The sequence below is a fragment of the Aquirhabdus parva genome, assembly GCF_003351745.1.
Lineage (GTDB): Bacteria > Pseudomonadota > Gammaproteobacteria > Pseudomonadales > Moraxellaceae > Aquirhabdus > Aquirhabdus parva.
In genome coordinates, this window is the sequence record NZ_CP031222.1 from 205,504 (window position 1) to 230,784 (window position 25,281).

General features: G+C 46.0%; 28 protein-coding genes. 14 read left to right on the forward strand and 14 right to left on the reverse strand.

Features of this window, described 5'->3' with window-relative positions:
* Nucleotides 1–215: 215 nt before the first annotated feature.
* Entirely contained in the window at nt 216–1,355 is a 1,140-nt protein-coding gene (gene lptF, locus HYN46_RS00975) for an LPS export ABC transporter permease LptF (RefSeq protein ID WP_114897703.1), read from the forward strand.
* On the forward strand, nt 1,352–2,407 hold the full coding sequence (gene lptG / locus HYN46_RS00980) for an LPS export ABC transporter permease LptG (protein ID WP_114897704.1): 1,056 nt from the start codon (nt 1,352–1,354) through the stop codon (nt 2,405–2,407). The genes lptF and lptG overlap by 4 nt, the downstream gene beginning before the upstream one ends.
* 53 nt (nt 2,408–2,460) lie before the next feature.
* Here lptG and HYN46_RS00985 read toward each other — a convergent pair whose 3' ends face one another.
* Both HYN46_RS00985 and HYN46_RS00990 read right to left on the reverse strand, forming a co-directional pair.
* Nucleotides 2,461–3,060 (reverse strand): class I SAM-dependent methyltransferase, encoded by a 600-nt coding sequence (locus HYN46_RS00985; RefSeq protein WP_114897705.1) that lies wholly within the window; start codon nt 3,058–3,060, stop codon nt 2,461–2,463.
* A gap of 370 nt (nt 3,061–3,430) precedes the next feature.
* Nucleotides 3,431–4,231 carry an exodeoxyribonuclease III gene (locus HYN46_RS00990; protein ID WP_114897706.1) on the reverse strand — a complete coding sequence of 267 codons (801 nt, stop codon included), beginning with the start codon at nt 4,229–4,231 and terminating at the stop codon, nt 3,431–3,433.
* Between the two features lie 96 nt (nt 4,232–4,327).
* On the opposite strand from HYN46_RS00990, the gene pyrE reads away from it, so the two are divergent.
* Nucleotides 4,328–5,041, forward strand: a complete 714-nt coding sequence (pyrE, locus tag HYN46_RS00995; RefSeq protein ID WP_114897707.1) for an orotate phosphoribosyltransferase — start codon at nt 4,328–4,330, stop codon at nt 5,039–5,041.
* Between the two features lie 100 nt (nt 5,042–5,141).
* On the forward strand, nt 5,142–6,083 hold the full coding sequence (gshB, locus tag HYN46_RS01000; RefSeq protein WP_114900502.1) for a glutathione synthase: 942 nt from the start codon (nt 5,142–5,144) through the stop codon (nt 6,081–6,083).
* A gap of 100 nt (nt 6,084–6,183) precedes the next feature.
* On the opposite strand, the gene HYN46_RS01005 is transcribed toward gshB, so the two are convergent.
* From HYN46_RS01005 to HYN46_RS01015, 3 genes are read right to left on the reverse strand one after another with little or no spacing between them, the layout of a single operon-like run.
* Nucleotides 6,184–6,513, reverse strand: a complete 330-nt coding sequence (locus tag HYN46_RS01005; RefSeq protein WP_114897708.1) for a YnfA family protein — start codon at nt 6,511–6,513, stop codon at nt 6,184–6,186.
* A 45-nt stretch (nt 6,514–6,558) separates the two neighbouring features.
* Entirely contained in the window at nt 6,559–7,101 is a 543-nt protein-coding gene (locus HYN46_RS01010; RefSeq protein ID WP_114897709.1) for a DUF924 family protein, read from the reverse strand.
* A gap of 49 nt (nt 7,102–7,150) precedes the next feature.
* Nucleotides 7,151–7,654, reverse strand: coding sequence for a DUF1993 domain-containing protein (locus HYN46_RS01015; protein WP_114897710.1), 504 nt, complete (start codon nt 7,652–7,654; stop codon nt 7,151–7,153).
* 428 nt (nt 7,655–8,082) lie between these two features.
* On the opposite strand from HYN46_RS01015, the gene murG reads away from it, so the two are divergent.
* The 7 genes from murG (at nt 8,083) to lpxC (ending at nt 16,833) form a co-directional block, all read left to right on the forward strand.
* Nucleotides 8,083–9,204 (forward strand): undecaprenyldiphospho-muramoylpentapeptide beta-N-acetylglucosaminyltransferase, encoded by a 1,122-nt coding sequence (murG, locus tag HYN46_RS01020; protein WP_228254851.1) that lies wholly within the window; start codon nt 8,083–8,085, stop codon nt 9,202–9,204.
* 155 nt (nt 9,205–9,359) lie between these two features.
* Nucleotides 9,360–10,769 (forward strand): UDP-N-acetylmuramate--L-alanine ligase, encoded by a 1,410-nt coding sequence (gene murC, locus HYN46_RS01025; protein ID WP_407640781.1) that lies wholly within the window; start codon nt 9,360–9,362, stop codon nt 10,767–10,769.
* A 221-nt stretch (nt 10,770–10,990) separates the two neighbouring features.
* Nucleotides 10,991–11,959, forward strand: a complete 969-nt coding sequence (locus tag HYN46_RS01030) for a D-alanine--D-alanine ligase (protein ID WP_407640764.1) — start codon at nt 10,991–10,993, stop codon at nt 11,957–11,959.
* A 13-nt stretch (nt 11,960–11,972) separates the two neighbouring features.
* Nucleotides 11,973–12,842, forward strand: coding sequence for a cell division protein FtsQ/DivIB (locus HYN46_RS01035; protein ID WP_114897714.1), 870 nt, complete (start codon nt 11,973–11,975; stop codon nt 12,840–12,842).
* Nucleotides 12,843–12,946: 104 nt separating this feature from the next.
* Nucleotides 12,947–14,224: a cell division protein FtsA gene (gene ftsA / locus HYN46_RS01040; RefSeq protein ID WP_114897715.1), complete on the forward strand. Its 1,278-nt coding sequence runs from the start codon at nt 12,947–12,949 to the stop codon at nt 14,222–14,224.
* A gap of 258 nt (nt 14,225–14,482) precedes the next feature.
* Nucleotides 14,483–15,649 (forward strand): cell division protein FtsZ, encoded by a 1,167-nt coding sequence (ftsZ, locus tag HYN46_RS01045; protein ID WP_114897716.1) that lies wholly within the window; start codon nt 14,483–14,485, stop codon nt 15,647–15,649.
* Between the two features lie 257 nt (nt 15,650–15,906).
* Complete coding sequence (lpxC, locus tag HYN46_RS01050) at nt 15,907–16,833, forward strand: UDP-3-O-acyl-N-acetylglucosamine deacetylase (protein WP_114897717.1); 927 nt, start codon at nt 15,907–15,909, stop codon at nt 16,831–16,833.
* An 85-nt stretch (nt 16,834–16,918) separates the two neighbouring features.
* Here the strand turns inward: lpxC and HYN46_RS01055 are convergent, their stop codons facing one another.
* Nucleotides 16,919–17,281, reverse strand: coding sequence for a DciA family protein (locus HYN46_RS01055; RefSeq protein ID WP_162818049.1), 363 nt, complete (start codon nt 17,279–17,281; stop codon nt 16,919–16,921).
* A gap of 347 nt (nt 17,282–17,628) precedes the next feature.
* Between HYN46_RS01055 and HYN46_RS17560 the strand changes: the two genes are divergently transcribed.
* Both HYN46_RS17560 and HYN46_RS01065 read left to right on the forward strand, forming a co-directional pair.
* Nucleotides 17,629–18,477: a M23 family metallopeptidase gene (locus HYN46_RS17560; RefSeq protein WP_322887813.1), complete on the forward strand. Its 849-nt coding sequence runs from the start codon at nt 17,629–17,631 to the stop codon at nt 18,475–18,477.
* 175 nt (nt 18,478–18,652) lie between these two features.
* Nucleotides 18,653–19,147 carry a YcgN family cysteine cluster protein gene (locus HYN46_RS01065; RefSeq protein ID WP_114897719.1) on the forward strand — a complete coding sequence of 165 codons (495 nt, stop codon included), beginning with the start codon at nt 18,653–18,655 and terminating at the stop codon, nt 19,145–19,147.
* 13 nt (nt 19,148–19,160) lie between these two features.
* On the opposite strand, the gene HYN46_RS01070 is transcribed toward HYN46_RS01065, so the two are convergent.
* The 5 genes from HYN46_RS01070 to HYN46_RS01090 all read right to left on the reverse strand — a co-directional run bounded on the left by HYN46_RS01070 (nt 19,161) and on the right by HYN46_RS01090 (nt 22,743).
* Nucleotides 19,161–19,847, reverse strand: a complete 687-nt coding sequence (locus HYN46_RS01070; RefSeq protein WP_114897720.1) for a glutathione S-transferase family protein — start codon at nt 19,845–19,847, stop codon at nt 19,161–19,163.
* A 107-nt stretch (nt 19,848–19,954) separates the two neighbouring features.
* Entirely contained in the window at nt 19,955–20,389 is a 435-nt protein-coding gene (locus tag HYN46_RS01075; protein WP_114897721.1) for a CBS domain-containing protein, read from the reverse strand.
* Nucleotides 20,390–20,567: 178 nt separating this feature from the next.
* Complete coding sequence (locus HYN46_RS01080) at nt 20,568–21,446, reverse strand: HvfC family RiPP maturation protein (protein WP_162818050.1); 879 nt, start codon at nt 21,444–21,446, stop codon at nt 20,568–20,570.
* Nucleotides 21,433–22,329 (reverse strand): HvfB family MNIO-type RiPP peptide maturase, encoded by an 897-nt coding sequence (locus HYN46_RS01085; protein ID WP_228254852.1) that lies wholly within the window; start codon nt 22,327–22,329, stop codon nt 21,433–21,435. Before HYN46_RS01085 ends, HYN46_RS01080 begins: the two co-directional genes overlap by 14 nt.
* A gap of 30 nt (nt 22,330–22,359) precedes the next feature.
* On the reverse strand, nt 22,360–22,743 hold the full coding sequence (locus HYN46_RS01090) for an HvfA family oxazolone/thioamide-modified RiPP metallophore (protein ID WP_114900505.1): 384 nt from the start codon (nt 22,741–22,743) through the stop codon (nt 22,360–22,362).
* Between the two features lie 215 nt (nt 22,744–22,958).
* Here HYN46_RS01090 and HYN46_RS01095 point away from each other — a divergent pair, with 215 nt between their 5' ends.
* Complete coding sequence (locus HYN46_RS01095; protein WP_407640782.1) at nt 22,959–23,567, forward strand: HvfX family Cu-binding RiPP maturation protein; 609 nt, start codon at nt 22,959–22,961, stop codon at nt 23,565–23,567.
* A 57-nt stretch (nt 23,568–23,624) separates the two neighbouring features.
* On the opposite strand, the gene HYN46_RS01100 is transcribed toward HYN46_RS01095, so the two are convergent.
* The 3 genes from HYN46_RS01100 to HYN46_RS01110 all read right to left on the reverse strand — a co-directional run bounded on the left by HYN46_RS01100 (nt 23,625) and on the right by HYN46_RS01110 (nt 25,179).
* Entirely contained in the window at nt 23,625–24,194 is a 570-nt protein-coding gene (locus tag HYN46_RS01100; RefSeq protein ID WP_114897724.1) for a hypothetical protein, read from the reverse strand.
* 143 nt (nt 24,195–24,337) lie between these two features.
* Entirely contained in the window at nt 24,338–24,556 is a 219-nt protein-coding gene (locus HYN46_RS01105) for a zf-HC2 domain-containing protein (RefSeq protein ID WP_114897725.1), read from the reverse strand.
* Between the two features lie 20 nt (nt 24,557–24,576).
* Nucleotides 24,577–25,179: an RNA polymerase sigma factor gene (locus HYN46_RS01110; protein ID WP_114897726.1), complete on the reverse strand. Its 603-nt coding sequence runs from the start codon at nt 25,177–25,179 to the stop codon at nt 24,577–24,579.
* Nucleotides 25,180–25,281 lie beyond the last annotated feature (102 nt).

Below are 25,281 nucleotides of genomic sequence, written 5' to 3' on the forward strand. Positions count from 1 at the left end.
GATATTGTTGTATTTGCGCACAACTGAATGGTTCAATCTCTGCTCTTCTACAGCAGTGTCAAGTGCCATGTTTTGGGCAACGAGAATGTAGTTTCTCTGTGAAGGATTGTCCGCAATCAGGTACACTGTATTTCAACGATATTCTAATGACCGACTAAACGCCTTTTTAGGCTGTTTTTGGACTCCAATATGCGCTTTCTTACGGATCATACATTGTGATTATTAGCCGTTATTTGCTGCGCCAAGTGGCGACAACGACACTGGTGGTCACCAGTTTTTTAGCGTTCATCATGATCGGCGGACGGCTTATTAAATACTTTGGTATTGCCGCTCAAGGTCGACTCGATGTCAGTGCTTTGCTCTGGCTGGTTGCTTACCGCATGCCTGATTTCTTGACGTTGATCTTACCTCTTGGCTTTTTTACAGGGCTGATGCTGGTCTTTGGTCGCCTCTATGTGGACCACGAAATGGCGGTATTGAATGCTAGTGGGGTGAGCCGGGATAGTCTGGCTCTCAGGCTATGGCCTTTGGCTGTTCTGCTGATTGTGGTTGAAGCAGGCTTAACCCTTTATGCGGCGCCGTGGGGATTTCAGCGATCTGAAAAAGTACTCGCCGAACAGTCGGCTAAGAAAGGCTTTGATCTTGTGAGTCCCGGACGCTTTATTAACTCAGGGACGTATACGTTTTATGCGGATGGGCAGTCTAAAGATCGCACTACTTTATTGAATGTCTTTGTGCATCAGGATGCTGCTAATGGTTCGGATGTGATCATTGTGGCGAAAGAAGCTGTACGCCTGATTGATCCTACGCGATTAAATACGATCGTAGAGCTACATAATGGTCGACGCTATGAGCTTAAAGCAGGTCAGCTTAAGTACTCTGAAGCACAGTTTGCCACGTACCGTTTACATTTGAATGATCCACAAGCAGCTGAAGCGGTTGCGATGTCCAATGAGTCGATGTCGACAGAGGATCTCTTGGCGCGTCCTAACGATGCAAAGGCACAAAGTGAGCTGGGTTGGCGCCTGACGATGCCTGTGATGATTATTCTAGCGGTTATTTTGTCTTTGCCTCTATCTCAAGTGAATCCGCGTCAAGGGCGATATTTACGCTTATTCCCTGCATTATTGGTTTTTGTAGCATTGGTCATTGGCGTGCTTGCGCTCAAATTGAGAATTGGGAAGGGGACCTTATCTGTCTGGTGGTATGCCGGACTGGTCTTTTTCTACCTGTCCTTTGCCATGATATTGGCGCGTAAACAGCGTTTAACGGCGCGCTTGAGTGGTAAAACACCGCACCATCCGCATGGAGGGAATGGTCCAACGAATATGCCGCATGTGGGAGAGTTATCATGATTATGCGTCGTCATGTCATTCGAGTAACTTTTTCAGCAATGATCGGTGTTGTGCTGATTCTGTTGATTGTGCAGATGTTGTTCGTCTTTTTGGGTCAGATGAGTGATCTTAAAGATACCTATCGCATCGGATCTGCACTGCGCTATGTACTTTTGCAAACGCCGGGTAATTTTTATAGCGTGCTGCCGATAGGCGCCTTGATTGGTGCTGTTGTTGGCTTGGGTTCGCTGGCATCCAGTAGTGAATTGATCGTAATGCGCGCATCCGGTGTGAGTGTCTGGCGCATCGTGGGTTGGGTGCTCCGTCCAGCTCTGATTCTGGGTTTAGTCGCATTTGCAGCAAGTCAATGGATCATTCCGCCAGCGACTCAGAAAGCAGAATTGATTCGTAGTGGTGTCGCTAAAGACTCGGGTGTACATGGCTACTGGCATAAAGAAGGTCAAGAATACGCTTTCATTTCTTATGCGAATGAAAAAGGGGCATTAGGTGTTGTTAAGGCATTTCATTTTAATGATGACCAACGCTTACTGGATAGCTGGCAGGCACCATCAGGCCAGTTTCAAGGGAATCAGATTTGGATACTCAACGATGTGTCCAATGCCAAAATTCAGCCCACGGGTCAAAGTTTCCCCATCCATGCAGCGAGCCAAATTTGGTCGGTGAATCTGAAACCCAAGTTGCTGTCGGCAGCAACAGCTGATCCCGATGAGTTGTCTCCAAGCCAGTTATTTAAATATGGTCGCCTACTGTCTTCAGATAAAACGCCAGTGCCCAGTGAATACAAATTATCATTTTGGCAGAAGATATTGGCACCTTTAGGCTTGATGTCACTCGTGGTTCTCGCTTGTGCATTTGTTTTCGGGTCTTTACGGAATCGATCAATGGGCTTTCGAATCGTGATTGCGCTGCTGGTTGGATTAGGCTTCCGTTATCTGCAAGATTTTATTGGCTATGTGGGCTTGGTTGCTGGCGGTTGGACGATTTTGTATGTGTTGATGCCGATATTGGCAGTCTTTGCCTTGGGCGGTTATTTTCTAAAGCGAGCACGCTAAGCTCGCCTTCACTTCATTTTTCATGAGATCGATGAAAGCTGACGTTATAAACGTCAGTCTTTCTGAGCCATCGTGATGGTGTAGGTTTTCCCTTGTTTGAGTTTATCCGAATTACCAAAGACTTCCTTGAACGTACGCTGCATAAATTCACGTAAACCATTGATCGTGACCACATAGAAACGACCGCCGCTATTCATTGCGTTATAGGCATCCAGTAAGTAGAGATAGTGCTGCTCTTTGCTGGCTTTGGCTGGCAGGTTTGACATGACGAGATCAAAGCGACGTTTGGGATCAACATGACGAAAGCCATTGGAGAGTTGGACTTCGGTATTGCTCAGTTTATTATCCGCACAATTTTTCTTGGCATATTCAATTGCGACAAAATCTTTATCAATGAGCAGATGCTGTCCTTCTGGGCATTCACGCGCAGCGGTCATGCCTAAAACCCCGTAACCACAACCCAAATCTATAGAGGAGTCAGCAGGGCGAAACTCAATATGATCCAGCAGCATGAGCGAGCCTTCGTCCAGTTTTTCAGGTGAAAAGAGCCCCCACGTTGAGGTGAATTTCATCGGTTTACCCAGCACTGACTCTTCAAAATGTAAATCTTGGCGCCAGCGCGTGTGCAAGCTATCGAGTTCTTGGCGATTCATGAGGATTTTTTCCGAGAATGGGTGAGTTCGGGCGCTATGATAAACGATTTGTGGTTATTCGCGTCGGATGCATTATTTTACAGGCACAAAAAAGCCGCGCTGACTCTCATCCTGATGCGCGGCTTATTTGTTCTTACGCCCTGTTTTGCACGTTTGTCATGCATCTCGCACAACGCACGGTATTCATCCCGAACCTTTTTTTTCTGTTTTGCGGCGAGGTTCTCCCCCTTGGCGATCCTTGCCGACTTCCTTGTGATGCCTGATCATAATCCAATTTTTGAGCAGGCTTCGATAGCCGCAAAGCACGTCAGTTTTTGTAAGCATTTGCGTACGTCGACGCACTTTTATACCAGGCTTAAGGGAGTGTGCTTTAGTCTACAAGGTAGTCAATCACCACAGGGGAGTGGTCGCTAAAACGGGTGTCACGATAGATAAAGACGTTTTTGATTTTATCGCGCCAATCTGCGGAAGCAATTTGATAGTCAATCCGCCACCCAACATTCTTAGCCCAAGCTTGTCCTCGGTTTGACCACCATGAATACTCTTCGGCATTTTTGTTGAGTTCACGGAAGGTGTCGATATAACCCAGTGCAAACACATCATCCATCCACGCGCGTTCATGGGGCAAACATCCTGAATTACCGATGTTGCCTCTCCAGTTTTTTAGATCAATGTCTTTGTGAGTGATGTTGACATCGCTACAGACAATAATCGAGCGATTTTCTTGACGCCATGCCTCGAAAATCGGCAGCATTTTTGCAATAAATTCGTCTTTGCGTGCTTGTGCAATTTCAGAGCTAGAACCTGACGGAATGTACACCGAAGCCACATCAAATGTTTTACCATTGACCTCAAATGTGGCAATCGTACAGCGGCCTTCACTATCGCAGAGTTCAAACCCTAAACCATCTGTGATCTTGGTAATGGGCAAGCGACTGTAGATTGCTGTCCCTGCATAGCCCGCTTTTTCAGCAGGGAAGAGATGTGTGTGCCAAAGTGCAGGTTTGTGACTCTCTACCCATTGATGGGCATGTAGACGACTTTCTTGCAGACAAATGATGTCGATATCGGATGCATCAAGCCATTCGATGAGACCTTTGCTTGCCGCGGCACGTAAACCGTTGGCATTCAGTGAAACGATGCGGATTAAACCTGTTTCCTTTGCTATCATTGCGCTATCCTCAAACTTTTAATGACACGGCTCAATTAAAACGATTTGCCTAAACCTTATATGCCGAATATGTAGACTCTTTGGGAGAAGATCATCATGTCACAGCAACCTTCACCGCAAAAATTTAGCGTACATGGACTGATTGAGCTTGCTCTTTCGCGTGGCGTACTTAAATTTGGAGAGTTTACCCTAAAGTCAGGTCGCGTGAGCCCATACTTTTTTAATGCAGGCTTACTCAATGATGGCGAAGCGCTGTCCTTGCTAGCCAGTGGTTATGCGCAAAAAATGATGGCAAGCGAAGATGTGGGCGTCTTGTTTGGCCCCGCCTATAAAGGCATCCCTCTTGTTGCGGCAACAGCCAGCGCGCTGTGGCATGAGCATGGGGTGAATGTACCTTGGGGCTTTAATCGTAAAGAAGTCAAAGATCACGGGGAAGGCGGCTTGTTGGTTGGTGCGCCTGTTGCGGGTCAACGCGTGTGGATTGTGGATGACGTGATTACCGCAGGTACGGCTATACGCGAAGTAATGAATGTATTAACGAAAGCGGGTGCAAAAGTGACTGGCGTTTTGGTTGCATTGGATCGTCAAGAGCGTGGGCAAGGTGAGCTATCAGCCATTCAAGAAATTGAACAGCAATATAATATTCCTGTTCAAGCGCTACTGACCATGACCGATCTCATGAACTATTTGAAGAAAGAAAATCGTTTGGACGATCTTGCACGCATGCAGAATTATCGTGCTGAGTTTGGCATCCAGAGCAAGTCGGTTGATTCTTTGCAACGCGGCTTGTTTGATGAGGCAGCGTTCTAAGTTAATGTTCTCGTGCCCATGAGTCTCTTTCTTCCTCCCTTTTTAATTAAAGAGGGAGGTCTACTTCTATAAAACTATGTCGATCAAAGGCTGCACCACTATGCGCGTTCTTGTTGTGATGGATCCCATTGAAAAAATTAACATCAAAAAAGATACCACTTTAGCGATGCTGTGGGCGGCCAAGCGCCGTGGACATACGTTGGGCTATGTGTTGCAAAGTGACTTATTTATCAATAACGGTAAAGCTTTTGGTTTGGTGAAACCCTTGGATGTCTTTGAGGACACGAAAGATTTCTTTACGTTGGGTGAAACCGTAAAAGAGTCTCTTGCCAGTTATGACGTGATTTTGATGCGCAAAGACCCACCTTTTGACATGAATTTTGTCTATACCACTTATATTCTAGAGCAAGCCGAGCGTGAAGGGGTGTGGGTGGTGAATCGTCCGCAAAGTTTGCGTGACTGCAATGAAAAGCTGTTTGCAACGCAGTTTCCTGACTTGATGGTGCCTACGCTGGTGACGTCTCAGCAGTCGCTGATTCGCGAATTTTTGGCGGAGCATGGCGATATTATCGTGAAGCCTTTGGATGGCATGGGTGGCTCGGGGATCTTTCGTTTGCAAACTGGTGTACCGAATGTCGGTTCGACCTTGGAAATGCTGACTAATCTAGGTCAGTTTCCCATCATGGCGCAGAAATATATTCCTGAAATTGTCGATGGGGATAAACGCATTCTACTGATTAATGGCGAGCCTGTGCCGTATTGCCTTGCCCGGATTCCACAAAATGGCGAAGTGCGTGGTAATTTGGCGGCTGGTGGGCGTGGAGAGGCGCGACCACTGACTGAAAAAGATCGTGCGATCGCAGCGAAAGTCGGTCCTGTACTGCGTGAGAAAGGGTTGATTTTTGTTGGTTTGGATGTGATCGGTGAGTATGTTACCGAGATCAATGTCACGAGTCCGACCTGTGTCCGTGAGATTGATGCCGCTTATGGCACATTGATTGCGGATGATTTGTTTAAGGTGTTGGAAGCGGGGCGTTCGTAAGACGGTTTTCGACTTGTGAAATAAATCTCCCAACACTCGTGTTTACGCTACTGTGGAAGCGATTGTTGGGTCTATAAAATCTCTTAGCTGATAATTGAACCTAACTCTTTGGTGCGAAAATAATAATACACGCCCCTAGTATCGTAACTACACAACCCGTTATATCCCAAACTGTGGGGCGTACCCCATCCACTGCCCAAAGCCATAAGATGGCGACACCAATATAAATGCCTCCGTAGGCAGCATAGACACGACCTGCAGCAGCAGGATGCAACGTCAGTAGCCATGCAAAGGCGGCTAATGCAAATGCAGCCGGAATCAATAACCAAGGGCTTTTGCCTTGCGTCAACCACAAATAAGGCAAATAGCAGCCAATGATTTCGACCACAGCGGTGATGGCGAAGAGAAATATGGCTTTAAGTTCGATCAAGAGAGAAATTCCATTATCAGTAAATGGTGATATCTCAAGAATAAGCTAAAAATGACTGTTGGGCTCTGTTAAAAATTCAATTTCTTCAGGGGTGGAAACGCGTCCTAGCACGGCATTGCGATGAGGATAGCGTCCAAAACGGTCAATGATCGCTTTATGCTTATATTCAAACGCTAGGTTCCCTGCGATACCGAGAGCGGTATAAAGTCGCACAGCCTCAATGTGAATGGTGCGAGATTCGCTATGCATAAACGGTAGGTATAAAAAGACCCGCTGTTCAGGAGGAAGCTGTTGATCAAGCCCAAGAGCAATCGCCTCTTGCGCAAGGACCAATGCCATAGGGTCAGCAGCAAATTGACGCGGATCATCACGAAACAGATTTCTCGAGAACTGATCAATCACAATAATTTCAGCCAGCCGTCCTTGCGCGCCGACTTTACGCCAAGCAGACAGCTCACAGGCAATGGCTTGCCTGTGAACATCTACAAATCGACGACGAATAGTCTCATCAAAGGCAAGATCCTTCGTAAACCACTGTTCGGGTGTGGACTCTGTAAACCAAAACGAAAGGATGTCTTGATAATTCATGATGGCTTCCATTATTGCGGGGAGTTAATCGCCGAGATGTGGTGGTTAATTAACCTAAAAAGTCACGTTTTCCCAAGGTCACACCTTGATGGCGGAGTAAGTCATAAGCAGTTGTGGTGTGAAAAATAAAATTAGGCAGTACCCACTGCGTCAAATAGTTTTGACCTGTAAAATCAACGAGGAGGCCTGGGCCGAGAGGGATTTTTAACGCGCGGGTTTCTGCACCTTCAAAAGCACTTTCTGGGATGCTCTCTAAAAATGCAATGGTTTTGACAATGCGTTCCTGAAGTTCGGGAATGGTGGTTTCAACATCTTCAAATACGGGTGCATCAATGGCGGCTAAACGCGCTGCGCCTTTCTTGACGGTATCGGTTGCCATTTGAACTTGACGGGTCAGGGGAAACATATCGGGTGCGAAACGAGCATTCAATAATGAGTTAGGATCGATACTATTTTCTGCGGCATAGCTTGCGGCTTTACTCAGGATTTTAGATTGATTATTAAGCAAGTGCTTTGCCATTGGAATCAATGCACTATAAATGGTAAATGACATGATAGAGCTTCCATTTTCATTGTAATTAAGAGATAAACTTGCCGCAGCAATTTAGCATTATCAATGCAGGGTTTTTAGGTGTTTTCTGTATTAACGTATCTTGTGATCACCCTAGATTTCCCTTGCAGAGTTTGTCCAATCATCCTGTTTAAGCATGAAGGGTGATGTATCTAAGAAGCTGTTTAATTTCTGAGCACTAGAAACAGATCAACACACATTAAACGCAGAGTTGTTTTACAGTACCGTGACGTTGCTTTATCGTCAGATAACGCCGATTACGACACAAACGCTTCAAACATGACCATGGTTGCGAGTATCATGCGCGGTCGTGGGCGAATGAGAAGAGATTCGTTCTACATTATCCGTATAGGCGTGATCAATTTTCATCTTTATTGAATCATTCAATGCATCCACTTTAGGCAAATTTTGTGTCCTCAAATTCAGCAAAACCTCAAAAAGTCCAAAAAAGAATCGCTAATGTCATGATCATGGCGGCAGGCACTGGCGGACATATATTTCCAGCACTGGCTGTGGCTGAGCGATTGCGTGCGCAAGGCGTGGCAGTACATTGGCTGGCAACACCATCGGGTATGGAGCATCGGTTGGTAGCGCCTTCTGGAATTCCTTTGTATCCGATCGATATTCAGGGGTTACGTGGAAATGGCCTGAAGCGTTTGATCGCCGCACCATTGAAGATATTAAAGGCGACCATTGCGGCCATGCGTCTGATGAAGGCTCTGAATATTGATGTCGTTGTCGGCTTTGGTGGCTATGTCGCAGGTCCGGGTGGTTTGGCCGCACGATTACTGGGCATCAAGCTGGTGATCCATGAACAGAATGCGATTGCGGGTATGACCAATCGTCAATTGGCGAGGATTGCGACCACGGTTTTACAAGCCTTCCCCAAAGCATTTTCCCCTGCTGCCAAAGTACGTACGACAGGTAATCCTGTGCGAACCGATATATTGCATGTCGCAGAACCTGCACAACGTTTTTTAGATCGTAGTGGTCCAATCGAGATTTTAGTGATCGGTGGCTCTCTAGGGGCGCAAGCACTGAATGAACGTGTACCGAAAGCTTTAGCGTTATTGGTGTCGCCAGATCAGCCGATCCATGTACGCCATCAATGCGGTCAAAAACAAGTCGATGAAACCACTGCACGCTATGACAGCCTTGCATCAAAGCCTTATCTGACATTCGAAGTGGTGCCATTTATTGATAATATGGCGTACGCTTATGCGCAATCGGATTTGATTATTTGCCGTGCGGGTGCATTAACTGTATCTGAGGTTGCGGCGGCAGGTTTACCTGCAGTGTTTGTTCCGTTGCCACAAGCAGTCGATGATCATCAGACGGCCAATGCGCGCTATTTAAGTGATTCTGGGGCGGCATTACTTTGTCCTCAGGCGACATTGACACCTGAACATCTGGCAGAACAATTGCGCCCGTTGCTGAATCGCGCAACACTGCTCACCATGGCTGAGAAGTCACGATTACAAGCGCAGCCGTGTGCGACCTCGGCTGTCGTTGATGCGGTGGTTGAAATTTAATTTGGATGAGTATTTTTAATCATCTTCGTTCATTTATTTAAAGAATATAAAACATGGAGTTGGGTATGCCAGCGTCACAACAGTCATCCGTAAGTGCTTCACCCCTTGCATCCCAAGCTCAGGCTAAAGCGAGTCGTTTGATCGAGATCCCAGAAATGCGTCGTATCGGACGCATCCACTTTGTGGGTATCGGCGGTGCCGGGATGTGTGGTATTGCCGAAGTACTCAAAAATCAAGGGTATGACGTCTCTGGCTCAGATCTAAAAATTGGTGAAACGACTCAGCGCTTAGAGGACATGGGCGTTAAAGTGTTTTACGGTCACGATGCGGCGCATGTCGAAGGCGCAAACGTACTGGTTGTTTCAACCGCAATTGATCATGAAAACCCTGAAATTCAAGCCGCGATCGAGAAGCATATTCCCTTGGTGCGTCGTGCAGAAATGCTGGGTGAACTCATGCGCTATCGGCATGGCATTGCCGTGGCTGGAACTCATGGTAAAACCACGACCACAAGCCTACTCACTATGATGCTTGCCGAAGAAGGTTTGGACCCAACCTTTGTGATTGGCGGTATGCTGAATAGTTTAGGCAAAAACGCACAGTTGGGTGCAAGTCGTTATCTGGTTGCGGAAGCAGATGAAAGCGATGCATCCTTTTTGTATTTGCAACCGATGGCGGCAATTATTACCAATATCGACGCGGACCATATGGAAACCTATGGTGGCAGTTTTGAAAAACTGAAAGATACTTTTATTCAGTTCCTGCACAATCTACCGTTTTATGGGTTGGCAGTTCTATGTGGTGATGATCAGAATATTCGTGAGTTATTGCCGCGTGTCGGCCGTCCGTTTATTACCTATGGTTTTAATGAAGGCAATGATATCCGTGCTGTGGATGTTGTTCAGCTTGGGATGAAAACACAGTTCACGGTACTGCGACGCGATCGTGAGCCACTGACACTGACCACCAATCAACCAGGTTTGCATAATGTCTTAAATGCATTGGCAGCGATTGGTATTGCCACTGATGAAGGCGTGAGTGATGCTGCAATTGGTCGTGCACTGGCGAGTTTTGCTGGCGTGGGTCGTCGTTTCCAAATTCAAGGCGAGTTTGCACATCAAGATGGTCATGTGATTTTGGTTGATGATTACGGACATCACCCTAAAGAAGTAGAAGTCACGATTAAGGCCGCACGTCAAAGTCATCCGAATCAGCGTTTGGTGATGCTCTTTCAACCGCATCGTTTTACGCGAACACGGGATTGCTTTGAGGATTTTGTTGAGGTGTTATCGCATGTCGATGTGCTGCTATTGATGGAAGTATATCCGGCTGGCGAGAAGCCGATTGTAGGTGCAGACAGTCGTAGTTTGGCTCGCAGTATTCGCGCTCGTGGTCAAGTTGAGCCGATTTTGGTGGACCCCGTGGACGAGCAATTACCGCAAGTCTTACAAGGATTACTACGTGCAGGCGATTTGTTGTTAACCCAAGGCGCAGGAAATGTCGGCGCTGTGTCTAACGATTTGGCACAGCATGGTTTGTATCTACAGGTAGAATCACCAAAATGATGCATTCTATAAAAAACATACATGAAAAACGTCATGATCAGATGTTTAGCATGATAAATTGCGCGGTTAGACACACTTTTGATTGAATGTTGATTTTCTCAAGAGTGCGGTAGAAAATTTGATCAGTGTCATTGTGGTGTTATGGGTATTGCGCGCAGAAGAGCAATCAGGTCGTTTGATCGACGGTTTGGGCATATAGATTTAGCATGGGTTTAAAAAGCATGGAACAGTTTGGCAAAGTTGCGGTGTTGTTTGGTGGAAATTCTGGAGAACGTGAAGTCTCTTTGAAAAGTGGTCAAGCCGTTCTCGATGCATTATTGACGAAAGGTGTGCAGGCTGAAGCATTTGATCCATCACATCGGGCACTCAGCGACCTCACGGATTATTCCCGTGCTTTTATCGTATTGCATGGTCGTGGCGGTGAAGACGGTCAGATCCAAGGGTTGCTGGAGTGGATGAATATCCCGTATACGGGTTCGGGTGTGCTGGCCTCTGCATTGGGTATGGACAAAGTTCGTACCAAACAGCTGTGGAAAGGGATTGATCTTCCGACTGCGCCATACCGTTTGTTGGATGAAAATACTGATTTTAATGCGGTGGTTGCCGAGCTCGGCCTACCGCTGATTGTTAAACCGGTTCATGAAGGCTCAAGCGTGGGCATGAGCAAAGTGGAGACACTGGAGCAACTGGAGCCCGCCTATCAGGCGGCAAGCGGTCATGATGCGGTGGTAATGGCGGAAGCGTGGATTACGGGCCGTGAATTTACCGTTGCGATGCTGAATGGCAAAGCACTGCCAGTGATTCGTTTGCAACCACCTGCAGATGTTGCTTTTTATGATTATCAAGCCAAATACATCCGTAATGACACGCAATACGGAATTCCCTCCGGTTTAAGCGATGCAGAAGAAAAAGAACTGCAATCACTGGCGTTACGGGCTTTTAATGCCGTGGGTGCGACTGGCTGGGGTCGTGTCGATGCCATGCAAGATGAGCAAGGTCGTTTTTGGCTACTGGAAGTCAATACAGTGCCGGGTATGACCGATCACTCTCTGGTGCCAATGGCCGCAAAAGCAATAGGGTATTCCTTTGCTGATCTGTGTGTAGAGATTTTGCGTCAGACGTTGAATCAGGATGGACACGTTGCAGATGCTACGCCAGCTTCCAAGCCTACTGCTGCACATGCGGGTTGAGATAAAATACGATATGGCTCAGTTACCTGCCTCACTCCGCTCAGAACCTCAAGTCAAAGCTGGCAATCAGACGATGGCTGGTAAGCTGTCAGGTCTCGGAAGTTGGTTGTTGGTTGTGGCAGCATTGATTCTGTGTGGTATGGGCGTTTGGGGACTGGCACATCGTTTGCTGCATGCCCCTGTAGCCGAGGTGATGGTGACTGGGGACATCAGTAGTGCTGAGCAGAGTATTTTGCAACGCGGTATACAGCCCCTTATTCACGAAAACTATTTTACAGCAGATTTAACCAAGATTCGCGATGCGGTGCTGGATCAATCTTGGGTTGAAAGCGTCACTGTGACGCGGCATTGGCCCGATGGTTTACTGGTGCGCGTGATTCCGAGGCAGCCGATTGCACGCTGGGGCAGTGGTCGTTTGCTGAGTGGTCGTGGCACGGTTTTTACAGAGGCAGTGCGTCAGGATCATAATGATTTACCTCTGCTTCATGGTCCGATCAGCCAATCTGTGGCGATGATGCAGCAGTATCAACAAATTGATCAATGGTTTACCCCTTTGGGGCTGCGCTTAAAAGAGTTGTACCTGACGGATCGTATGACATGGTTTATGTCTTTTGATTCGGGGCTGCGTGTTATTGTTGATCAAGAACAGACTAATCTAAAATTACAGCGCTTAAGTGATTTAGGTCAAGGCGATGAAAAGTTGCGTGGACTTTGGTCGCGGATTGCTGCCGTTGATTTGCGTTATCGTAATGGGATGGCGATTCAGTGGAAGGACGTTGCTATGAATCAACGTCCAGTGATGAGTACGGCAAATGCTGCTACCACACTTACCACGCCATCAGCACCGACGTTTGGTGCACTGAATACCGTGGTTCAACCTTAGGTGGCTAATGCCTCTACGAATCACTGATGAATTGAGAGAGTGGCCTATGCGCTACTTAAAATATGAATTTTGACGATGTTTTTGTGAACAAGTAGGCTGTGATAATGAGTGAAACTGAAACCATCCCGACGATAGTGGCTATTGATGTCGGCACGCATAAAGTTGCGGTACTCATTGGCCGGGTTCATGCTGCTGATCATATTGAAATTATTGGGCTTGGTCATGCCAGTAATCGCGGCATGAATAAGGGCATGATTAGCAATATGGATAAGGTTGTGGCTTCGATCAAAGAAGCGGTAGCACTGGCTGAAGATATGGCGGATTGCCGTGTCCACAGCGCTTGGGTTGCGATACCCAGTCCAGAATTGCAAAGTTTTAATGCGTCCGGTCGTACGCCTGTTGCCAATGGCACGATTACCACAGCAGAAATTGTTCGCACGCTGGAGATGGCGAAAAGTAGCCACTTGATGCCAACACACTATCTGATTAATTCGGTACCGCTTGGTGTATCGATTGATGATAGTGATGAATGGGCTGAGTATCCGATCAATATGGCTGCAAACGCGATCACAGGCCATTATCATTTGATGATGCTGCCAAACAACACCATGCAAAATTTGGATAAAGCGCTAAAGTCGGCCAATATTGGTGTTGAGCGTATGATTATCTCTAATCTTGCCACAGCAGAATCGACATTGCTGCGTGATGAAAAAGATTATGGGGTGTGTTTGATTGATATTGGTGCGAGTATTACCGCAGTATCGGTTTATCTTGAAAATCGCCTGATTTTAAGTCATACCATTCAACGTGGTGGCGAAAATGTGACGCGTGATATTGCCTCGGTACTCCAGACCTCGACTGAACAAGCAGAGACGTTGAAAGTCCGATATGGTGGAGTTAATCGTGATCTGATCCGTCCTGATCAAATGATTCAGGTTGCTGGTGTCGGTAGCAATCCAGGCATTACCCTGAGCCGTATGGATTTGGCGGATATTATTATTGCGCGCTACGAAGAGATTTTTGAAGAAATCAGGCGCTTACTGGTTGATACAGGTGCTTTTGGCGTACTACGCCATGGGGTTGTATTGTCAGGTGCGGCTTGTCAGATCGAAGGGATCGTCAGTCTAGCGCGGCAATCATTGGGTGTCCCCGTTCATTTGGGCAATCATCCTGCTAGTGTCGAAATTCGCGATGATCGTAAGCCATTGCTACACAGACCTATTTTTGCAACGGCAAGTGGTTTGTTATTGTATAGCCAAAGCGAAAACCAGCGCTGGAGTGAAGAAACTGATCGAGATGCGGGTCGAGATGGTCAGATTGTGAACCGCTTGATGGTGACGCCGTGGAAACGTACAGTGGATTGGTTACGTTCAATTTTTTGATGTCGTTTTAGGATAGGGCATTTTGCACTTACCCGAGAAGTTTTCAACGATTTAAAGTTTTATGAGTCATTTGGGTTGTTCTGGAGTTGATGGTTGTGCTGTCTTTGAGATGACTTGTCAGACAGCGTGTGCACGAAAACACAGAACTTAAACGTATTATCACACAGCATGAGGCAATGACTTGACTTAGAATGATTTAGAATAGATCAAAATCAACATAAGTCATTGCCGTACTATTTATTTTGGAGACATAACGCCATGTCAGCTTATACATTGGTGCAAGATGAAACATCTGACAATAACGGACTGGCGCGATTTACAGCGATCGGTATTGGCGGTGGCGGTGGCAATTCAATCGAACATATGGTTCGTTCAGGCATTAAAGGTGTTGCATTTGCATGTGCGAATACGGATCGCCAAGCCTTAGACCGCATGTCTGCACCAAACCGCATCCAACTGGGTCTACAAACCAGCCGTGGTTTAGGGGCTGGTGCTGATCCTCAAGTGGGTCGTCTGGCGGCACAAGAAGAACATGAGCGTATCCGTGAAACCTTACAAGGTTCGGACATGGTCTTTATCACTGCTGGTATGGGCGGGGGTACTGGTACCGGTGCGGCACCTGTCGTTGCTGAGATTGCCAAAGAAATGGGCATCTTGACCGTCGCTGTGGTCACCACACCGTTTCAATTTGAAGGCAAACGTCGTTTGGCATCTGCTCAACAAGGTATTGAAGATCTCTCCCAATATGTGGACTCGTTGATTACCATTCCGAATGACAAATTGATGAGCGTATACCGCAATCTTTCAGTCGTCGATGCATTCAAACGTGCTGATGATGTGGTGTTGAATGCGGTACGTGGTATTTCTGATTTGATTATCAATCCGGGTATGATCAATATCGACTTCGCGGATATTCGTGCAGCGATGACCGCACGTGGTCATGCCATGATGGGTATCGGTACTGCAAAAGGTGATGACCGTGCACGCATTGCGACTGAAATGGCAATTCGTAGTCCATTGTTGGATAACGTATTGCTTGAAGGCGCACAAGGCCTATTGGTCAATATCACTGCAGCGGATGTGAAGCTCGACGAGTTCCAAACCGTAGGTGAAGTGATTGCTCAAATTGCGGACGAAGATGCTAATATTTTTGTCGGTATGGTTGTGGATCCAGATGCGGGTGAAGAGCTGCGTATCACCGTGATCGCAACGGGTTTGAGCCGTGATGACCGCACCGCACCGCGCCGTCCAGTTCCTACACGTAAAGACCAAGTGTCTTTACCTCTGGATGATGCAGATGCACCTGCGATTGATCGTCGTCATGCGGGATTATCTGAACCGCTTTCGGCTGCGACTGAAGCTGCACCAACTGCTGCTTCACCAATTCGTATTCAGGATTTCTTGAAAAACCAGCAAAAACGTTAATAGCGTCTGGTTATTTGCTATGATTTGACGTTTTGTACAATTGACAATCCATCAAAAACCATCTTTCGAGATGGTTTTTTTTATTAAAATTTTTTAATGTGAGAGATAATAAATAGAGATATTTATCTAATAAGTGTGATTTGTTTGGCATTATGTTGAGTAAGATTTTCTTTTTTGTCAAATGAGAATGGCTCTTGTGTTGGCACGTGAGTCAATCAATGTTAGCATGGCGCAATACTGTAATATTTTGAAATAAAATGCTGAACTCTCCTAGCCCGCAAGGCCTCAGGCAACGTACGCTTAAGCAAACCATTCGTGCGACTGGTATTGGGCTGCATAGCGGTAAAAAAGTTTATCTCACTTTACATCCTCATGTTGCTGACGGCGGCATTGTTTTTCGTCGTGTGGACTTAAACCCTCCGATTGAGATTCCCGCGCAGGCATTATTGGTCAACGAAACGACCATGTCCTCTAATTTAGAGCATGATGGCGCCCGCATAGGTACAGTTGAACATTTGATGAGTGCTTTGGCGGGTCTTGGCATTGATAATCTCATGATCGATGTATCTGCGGCTGAAGTGCCGATCATGGATGGTAGTGCAGGGCCTTTTGTCTTCTTGATTCAAACGGCTGGTATTGTTGAACAAGATGCGCTGAAAAAATTCGTAAAAATTATTAAACCTGTTGAAGTCCTCGTCGAAGATAAACGCGCAGCGTTTATTCCGTATCACGGCTTTCGCATGTGCTTTACTATCGATTTCGATCATCCTGCCTTTGATGAAGAGCATCAATCTGCTGAACTGGATTTCTCAACAACATCGTATGTTGAAGAGCTCAGTCATGCGCGTACTTTTGGCTTCTTGCGGGACATCGAGTATCTACAAGCCAATAATCTGGCGTTGGGTGGCAGCTTGGATAATGCTATCGTGGTTGATGACCATGGTATCGTCAATGAAGACGGGCTGCGCTTTGCAGATGAGTTTGTGCGGCACAAAATGTTGGATGCGATCGGTGATTTGTATTTACTGGGCTATAGCATCATCGGTCAGTTTGATGGTTATAAATCAGGCCATGCGCTCAATAATCAGTTGCTCAGAGCCTTACTTGCACAGCCTACAAGCTATGAAATTGTGACATTTAGTGACAAGAATGACTGCCCAATTCATTATATTGCGGCCGATTAATTCATAAAAGTGTTTAAAAACAACACTAGTTATATTTTTTGAGTAAAAAGCAGGCGATGTTACAATGTAACGTTTACGTACCCACTCATCGCCGTTCTCTTGCTAAACGTCTCAAGGTATCGCTAATATCCGTGTCTTGAAACGCTGAAGCAGCATCATCCAGTATTTGTTTGACCTCAGGACTGAGGGCAGGCAAGCGTCCATGACTAATCGTCTTGGGCTTAGGCTGGACTTCAATCACAATTTTCAAATGACGAACGGCGGCAAATTCCGGATGCTGCTGTAATGATTTGATGACTTGATGCTGTAAATACTTCAATTGACTGCCCGCGGTATGATGTTCTGTTGCAATGCACAAAACATCGCCATCCAGCGCTGCAACTTGCCAGCTCACACGTGGTGCGCCCTCTTGCTGAGGAAGCACTTCGGAAAGTATTGGCAAAATCAATTGAGTTAATGTCTTTAGGTACTCAATATGAGTCTGAAGGTTTTTTAAATTGCTTTGTGAATAGGAATTTTCGGCAGTCCTGTATGATTTTTTTTGGAAGGGCTGAGCGGGAAGTTTCATGTGGATCACTACTCTTTTGAGTTGTTGTACACGGGTTGATTGGACACTAAGCATGCAACGCGTGTTGCATCCTGTTTCAATCGCAGTGAAGTGGCATTGATCTTGCTACCTTAACGAACCAGTGCTTTTTCAGCAACACTTTTGCAGTATTGGTTGTAAAGAGTGACAAAAAATGTCCTTTACAACCCAAACATGACCGATACGCAAGACTTAAAAATGAGGTTGTTATGCAATTAAAGATGTTTCGCGTGCAGCGAGCTTTGTTTGCGATATCTACGGTAGTTTTAGGTAGTGTTAGTTTTAATTCTTTGAGCTTCGCTGCAACGCAAGATGCATCTTTAACGATGAATCCTGTGGTTTCCTTTTCTGCTACAAGTGCTGCTTCTGCAGCAGATGCGCCGATTGCGCAACTGTGGCAACAACAGTCTGCATTGACTGCATCATTAGAATCATCGGGTTTGATCGCCCGTGACCATGATGAAGATCATGATCATCACACCAACCAAGACGGTATTGGCGGTGATTACGATCCCGATTATGTGACACCTTCTCGCTCTGACCGTATCTCCGATACGATCAATCAAGTGGTCGAACAGGTTCAACGTCGTGAGTCAGGTCTACAAAGCCTGAATCAGTCGATGATGACTTCACCTGAATCCAAGGTTCAATTGCGTGACATTTTGGCTGTAGAGCCTGTTGCTAATGCACGAGTGACCTCTCCTTACGGTTATCGCACCATGGGTGGCCGTGAGTTCCATCCTGGCGTGGATCTTGCTGTTCCTTATGGGACCCCAATCTATGCAACGGGTACGGGTGTAGTTGTGTATTCTGGCTGGAAAAACGGTTATGGCAACTTCATTGAAATCGATCATGGGAATGGCTATGTGACCCGTTATGGTCATTCATCGCGTCTCTTGGTATCGGTCGGTGATCAAATCAAGAAAGACCAAGAAATTGCTCTTGTAGGCTGTACTGGTCGTTGCACAGGCCCACATCTGCACTACGAAGTATTGCTCGATGGCAAGCGTCAGAATCCCGCAACATATTTAGCATTGGCACCTCGTCGCGAAGAGTAATGGATTGCGATTAAACGTACTCAATTAGCTGATAAAAAGAGCCATTTGAATCCTCAAATGGCTCTTTTTTCATGAAGCCTATATCATAGTCGTGTCGAATGCGTGATCGTCATTCAAGTTAGGGTGTGTTGTTCAGTGCAGTCTTTGCATGCGATTTTTAAAAAGTTGAAAAATTATGTCAGAACCTCGGTTAGAGCCATCGCCAAAACCGTCTATAACGCCTCCAGTACTGCGTGAGCGCTTTTGGCAGCATTACACCCTTACTGAGCTCACAGCCGATGAGTGGGAGGCACTATGCGATGGTTGTGGCCTGTGCTGTCTTGTTAAGCTTGAAGATGAAGATACCGGTGAAGTTGTCTATACTAAGGCAGCTTGCCAACTCCTAGATACTAAGACCGCACGCTGTACGGATTACCCCAACCGCCAAAGCAAAGTTCCCGATTGTCTACAACTGACTCCGGAACGTGTCCCACAGCTCAATTGGCTACCGCCGAGCTGTGCTTATCGTAGGCTGGATGAAGGCAAAGCGCTCCCGAAGTGGCATCCTCTGATCACAGGCAATGCCAATAGTGTGCGTCAAGCGAGGAAATCGGCTGCGGGACGTTGTATCTCCGAGACCTTAATTGATCCCGAAGATATCGAAGAGTATGTTATTCGCTGGGTGCGTTAAATTGAACCGTGTTTTATGCTTTGGTTAGACGTACATCCGAGATGATGCTGCCATTTTGTAAGCACCATTCTTCATGTTCTTCATGACGCGGCTCAAGGATCGCAGCGTCAGCCCAAACTTTAAGAGAAGGAAGCTCCAGTAGGCGCCGACTATATGCCATCGCTGCCGGGCTTAGTTCTAAACCATAGGTTGAGATGCGGAACGCCACGGGCGTAAAGAATGCATCCACTGCTGTAAATTCATTACCCGCCAAAAATGGTCCGCCAAAACGGCTTAAGCCTTCATTCCAAAGTTCATCAATTCGCGCAATGTCTTTGGCCAAAGGCGCAGGAATATCCTTGAGCTGGATACGTACACTGCAATTCATTGAGCAAATGTCGCGTAATGGACTAAACCCTGAATGCATTTCAGCCGATGCCGAACGTGCCCATGCACGCGCTTTGGCACCTGTGGGCCATACCTTCGGGTAGTGCTCTGCTAAGTATTCTACAATCGCCAGGGAATCCCATACCGCGAAGTCGTTATCGACGACTAAACAGGGCACTTTACCGCTAGGTGAGAATTTACGAAAAATTTCCCAGTTATCATCAGTAAACAATTCATTGCGTTCTTCAAAAGGAATACCGAGTTCGGTCATCAGTGCCCAAGGTCGTAGCGACCAAGAAGAGTAGTTCTTATTGGCGATATACAATTGGTACACAGCGGTTCTCCTGATGAGTGATAGGAAATGGAAATAAAGCATAGATCGATGCTGGGATCGTTAAGTATCCCAGCACACGTATGTAGAAATCGAAATGAAGCGAGGTTTTATTCGCCGCGGATATAGCGCTGTAATTGCTCAATCAGATTTTTTTGATCTTCAATCACACCTTTGACCAAGTCACCAATCGAAATTAGACCCAAAAGTTTGTCATTTTCCAATACGGGCAGATGACGTAAGCGATTTTCGGTCATCAAAATCATGCATTGCTCATTGGTGTGTTTAGGGGTAACCGTGATCACATCCGCACTCATAATTTCAGAGACGGTGGTGGCGTATGAAGAACGCTCCATCAGTGCCACTTTTCGCGCGTAATCGCGCTCACTCACAATACCAACAACCTTGTCGCCTTCAGCAACGATCAAAGCACCAATCCCTTTCTCGGCCATTAAGGTAATGGCTTCAAGCACCGTAGCTTTCGGGGTAATGGTATAGATGGCTTGATTGGGTTTGTCATTGAGAATATGGGCAACGGTTTTCATAGCTATTTCCATTAAGTGATGGACTAATTTGGCTTTATTTGAAGTACTTCCTGACTATGTGCCGAGTCGCTGTGACCACAAGAAAAGGGATCAAAGGCTCATATCAATTTATAGCATAAATTAATGAATGTGAAAGGGCTTTGTGCGGAACAATATACAAGATTGCATCAACTGATTATCAGATTAAAGAATCAGCCTGAATGTGAAATAAGTTGATACTCAACAACCATTTGATTAATGCCTTAACCTCTGTTCTTGATGCTTTCTCAGTATACTGAGTCGCTATGCTGAGCTGTTGGATCAAATGGTGGATGGTGCAAGCGGTTTTGGTCTGGATCAGCTCAATTAAATACGCCCAGAGGGGGTGCAGACTAAAAACACGCATTTGAAAGTCTTGATTGCGAAAGATCAGTAAGCAGGTCGGTGCGATTTCGGGTCTGGCTGGAGCGTTGTCCTGTGACCACGTATGTACAGGATACTGGTAGGCCAATACCCAGCAAGTTGTTTTTAGAGTGATCGGAATGTCTTTGTTCAACATCTTAAATTTTAAAAGAGTGGGCTCGGGTACGGGCTTTGACCCGAACGTATCGTCCAGCCATAAGGTCTCCGTCATATCCACATAGAGCGCCATCCATTCATACTGCAATAGTTCTTTTAACCAAGGGTAGCAGTGGTGAGTTTGCTGAATGAGGTTACTAGTTTTTTTGTATTCAGTATCTTCAACGCCCTTGTTTTTAAATTCCTCTTGCGGCTCTTGATTGAGAAACTCTCTAAAATGCAGTGAAATATCATAATAATATGGTGAGTCGCACTGACCATATTTAAAGAAGTTGTCGATGAGCATGGCCCAAGTTTCACTGGGGAGCATGGCTTGTGTGATGGGATAGGTATGTTCGATGAAGCTACTAACATTATTGAAAATCAGATCACGATAGGTCTGCATGCGACGTGATTCAATCTGATCAGGAATGGGCGCCGTGTTTGGATGACGAATCCACTGGGTGAATGCGCGTTGATGCTGCTGAAAATCTGTGATTTGATGATCATGCGCTGGCATAGTTTTGCTCATCCGATGTATTCACGAATCCGATTTTTTGTTTTGTTTGAATCTGCCGGATGTGATCGACTTCAGCCAGTAAAGTATCCAGTGCAGGCACATTAAAATCCCGCTCCAGTAGCGTTGGGCGAATGCCAATCGTCTCATAAGTAAATTGCAGCAACTGCCAGACCGGCGCAATAACATCATCACCATGCGTATCTATCAATAGTGTTGGATCTTCTCCATCGTGCCCTGCAATATGCAAATAGCGCACACGTTCCGCGGGCATGGCTTGGATAAAAGCATGGGCGTTTGAGCCATGATTGATACTATTCACATAGACATTGTTCACATCAAGCAACAGCTCACAATCCGAACGCCTGATGACCTCCGATACGAACTCAGCTTCTGACATTTCAGCGTTAGGCATTGCATAGGTCGATACATTTTCCAGAATTAAACGGCGACCCAGAATCTCTTGCGCTTGAATCACCCGATCCGCAACGTATTTGGCTGCATCCAAGGTCATGGGTATGGGCATCAGATCGTAAAGGTAAGAACCATCATTGGTATAGCTTAAATGCTCAGAGTAAACATCTATCTGATGCGTATCCAAAAAATCTCGCACTTGCTTTAAGAATTCAATATTTAAAGGACTGATGCCGCCAATCGACAGCGACAGTCCATGACAAGCAAAAGAATAACGCTCTGTGAATGCACGTAAATCACGCGCGTAGCGCCCCCCCATACCGATCCAGTTCTCCGGTGCAATCTCATAGAAGTCAGGTTTGTTTAAACCTTTGTTGGAGAGAAGCTCTGCGTACAGCTCAGACATAAAGTCGCGGCGTAAGCCTAGTCCTGCACCAGTGATGGCAGGATGGGAAGGGGGGCGTATGGTCACGTTAAGTTGTCCTGATTGATAGCGGTATGATTATTTTTCAACAACCATGCCGTGTGCCATTTTTTTGCCTTTATCCGCACCGCATTTTGCTTCGCCACATTTGCCTTCTTTAGAGCCACCATGTTCGGCTTTATGGACGTAAGACTCAACGACCATACCATCTTTCATTTTTTTACCTTTGTCAGCACCGCATTTTGCTTCACCACATTTACCTTCTTTCATCCCGCCCATTGCGGCTTTATGAATCCCACATTTACCTTCTTGGGCTTTCTTGTTTGCACCGCAGTTTGCGTCTTTTGCCATAGACATGGCAGGTGCAGAGGCCGCAGGCATTTCAGCAGCATGAGCAACACCAGTTAATGACATAGCGAGCATTGCTGCGATTGGGGTCAGAGTTTGTAGTTTGTTTGACATGAGCATAATCCTCGAAAAATCCTTGATTGGAGAGTGACGCGCACTGCCGTAGTGTGCGTTCAGAGAATAGACGAAGCTCATCTGGTTTTGTTACATCGATTTCAAAAAAAAATATAAATAAATTTATTTTTCAGTTTTTCTGTAATGAAACTGAGTCTGGTGTGTCTATGGATTACTTTCCATTGATGCGTTGAGTGATCACCATGAGTACCTTCATTAAAAATTCCGTTTCGACCCTTGATGCTTTATTAGATCGCTTAGGGCAGATCATCCAGCCTGTGGATGGTCTACCCGCGTTAGCGTTGCGACTTTATCTCGTTCCGGTATTCTGGACGGCGGGCATGAATAAGCTGGCAGCTTTCTCCGATACCATTGCGTGGTTTGGTGCGGATGGCTTAGGGTTACCGTTTCCAACGATCATGGCAAGCTTGGCGACGGGTACAGAGCTATCAGGTGCGGTATTGCTGGCACTGGGTCTATTTACACGCTGGATTAGCATTCCGCTGATTGTAACGATGCTTGTTGCCATCTTCACTGTGCATTTACCGAATGGCTGGCAGGCGATAGCCGATCAGACCGCACCGTTTGCCAATATGCGAGTGATGGAAGCGGGGGATAAGATTCAGGCCGCTAGAGAAATTCTCAAAGAGCACGGTGATTACGACTGGCTGACTTCAAGTGGTAATTTTGCGATTATTAATAATGGCGTTGAGTTTGCAGTGACTTATTTGGTGATGCTGCTGGCATTGATCAAGATGGGCGGTGGGCGCTTTGTGAGCGTGGATTATTGGGTGAGAAGGGTAGTTAAGCGTTGGGTGAGATAGTATAAAATCAAGAATTATGGGAACCTCACTATTTTTTAAAATGGGTGAGGAAATCGCTTACTTATCAGTCTTAATTTTGAAAATGAAATCTTGAGTTTTACGCCCACTACTTATCTTAATGTCTGGTGCTTTGCGAACTTCATTCAGGATAGCATCTCTTGATAGGCCCGTACGCTTTATTACCCTCTCAATAGTTGTCCATTCAAAGTTACTTGAGTTAATTACTTCTCTAATAAGATCTATTGGCGATCTAGTTTCATTATTTTTCAGCACAGGCTCTTTGGCAAATGTAATATCATTTTCTTCAAGTTGGGCACCAAGTTGTTCTAGCTTTTCTCTTAACTCTTTCATTGAAGAAAAATTAGCTTTTGATTCATTCAGAAGCTCTCGAATCTCTTTTTGGGCATCTAGTAATGAACCCTTAGCTTTACTTACATCCCATCCAAAAAAAGCGAGTCCAATAAATGAAAAAATCGCAAGAAAAATACCTCCACCCCAGAGACAGGCTTTAAGAAATGTAATCAGATCTTGATCAATAGACAGAGTTACTAATTTCTGTGCAGGCATATCAGCGGCTATTGCTATTGACGATTTGAGCAGAAGAAAAAACAAGAAGAGTTGGCGCATAGAATCTAATCGCTTTATTTTGGAGAATGATAGAACAAAATATGAAGTAGTAGTACTGTTACTGAGCTAATAAATAATAAGTTGTATTTGTTATGACCTAAATTTTACATACAAAAAATTAAATTACATTCTGATTTTTAATATTATTCCAACCCCTTCACCCACTTCTCAATCTGCGTATCATCAGGCTCAGGAAATTGATGCTGAGGAAGCGTGTCGTGCAGTAAATGCATTTGCTGCATAAAGCGCTGACAATTACGGCAAATACTTAAGTGCAGACGAAAGCGTACGCGCTCCGAGAGATTCATCTCTCCAGCCAGATAATCGCTTGCTCGGTAACCGATGTCTTTACACTTAAACATATTTCTCCTCAATCACGGGTTTAACAATCGCCCGTCGCTTCGTAATGTGACACCATCGCATGGATGGTCACGCGTGCACGGTGTAGTAGTACACGATGATTAGACGCAGAAATCTCCAGATTGTTACAGACTTCATCACTGGTGAGGCCCATCAAATCCGTTAGCGTCATCACCATGCGCTGCCCACTGGGCAAATTCTCCATGTGGCGCTCTAAGCATTCTTTGAGCACATGCGCCTCAAGGAGTTTATCAGGCGAATCATCTGTCCATGTTTCCCATGGCGTCACCCAGTGATCGCTCGCATCAAAGGCATGTTGCAACGGATCTTGTATGTCGCTTAATCCCTCTAAAGAGACTTCTCGACGTGTCTGGCGGATGTAGGTATAGGCTTTATTGACGGTAATCCGCACCAGCCATGTTTTCAAACTCGAACGATGTTCAAAATTCGGTAGTGCCGAAAGTGCAGAAATCCACGCCTCCTGCACGATGTCATCGACCGCATGTGAACAAATGGCCCGTGCCGCAGCAATCATTGCGCCGCCATGTAGCTTCATTAGCTCACGTAGCGCTTTCTGGTCACCCGCATTGATGCGTTTGGCAATTTGTATTTCATCGTCGTACATAGATGAGCCGTGTTAAAGACATGGGGGTGAGTTGCTGAGACTCAAATTTTTGAATCAAAGCATGATGACTTAAGCGTCATTAGATTAGCAAACTGTCTGCCA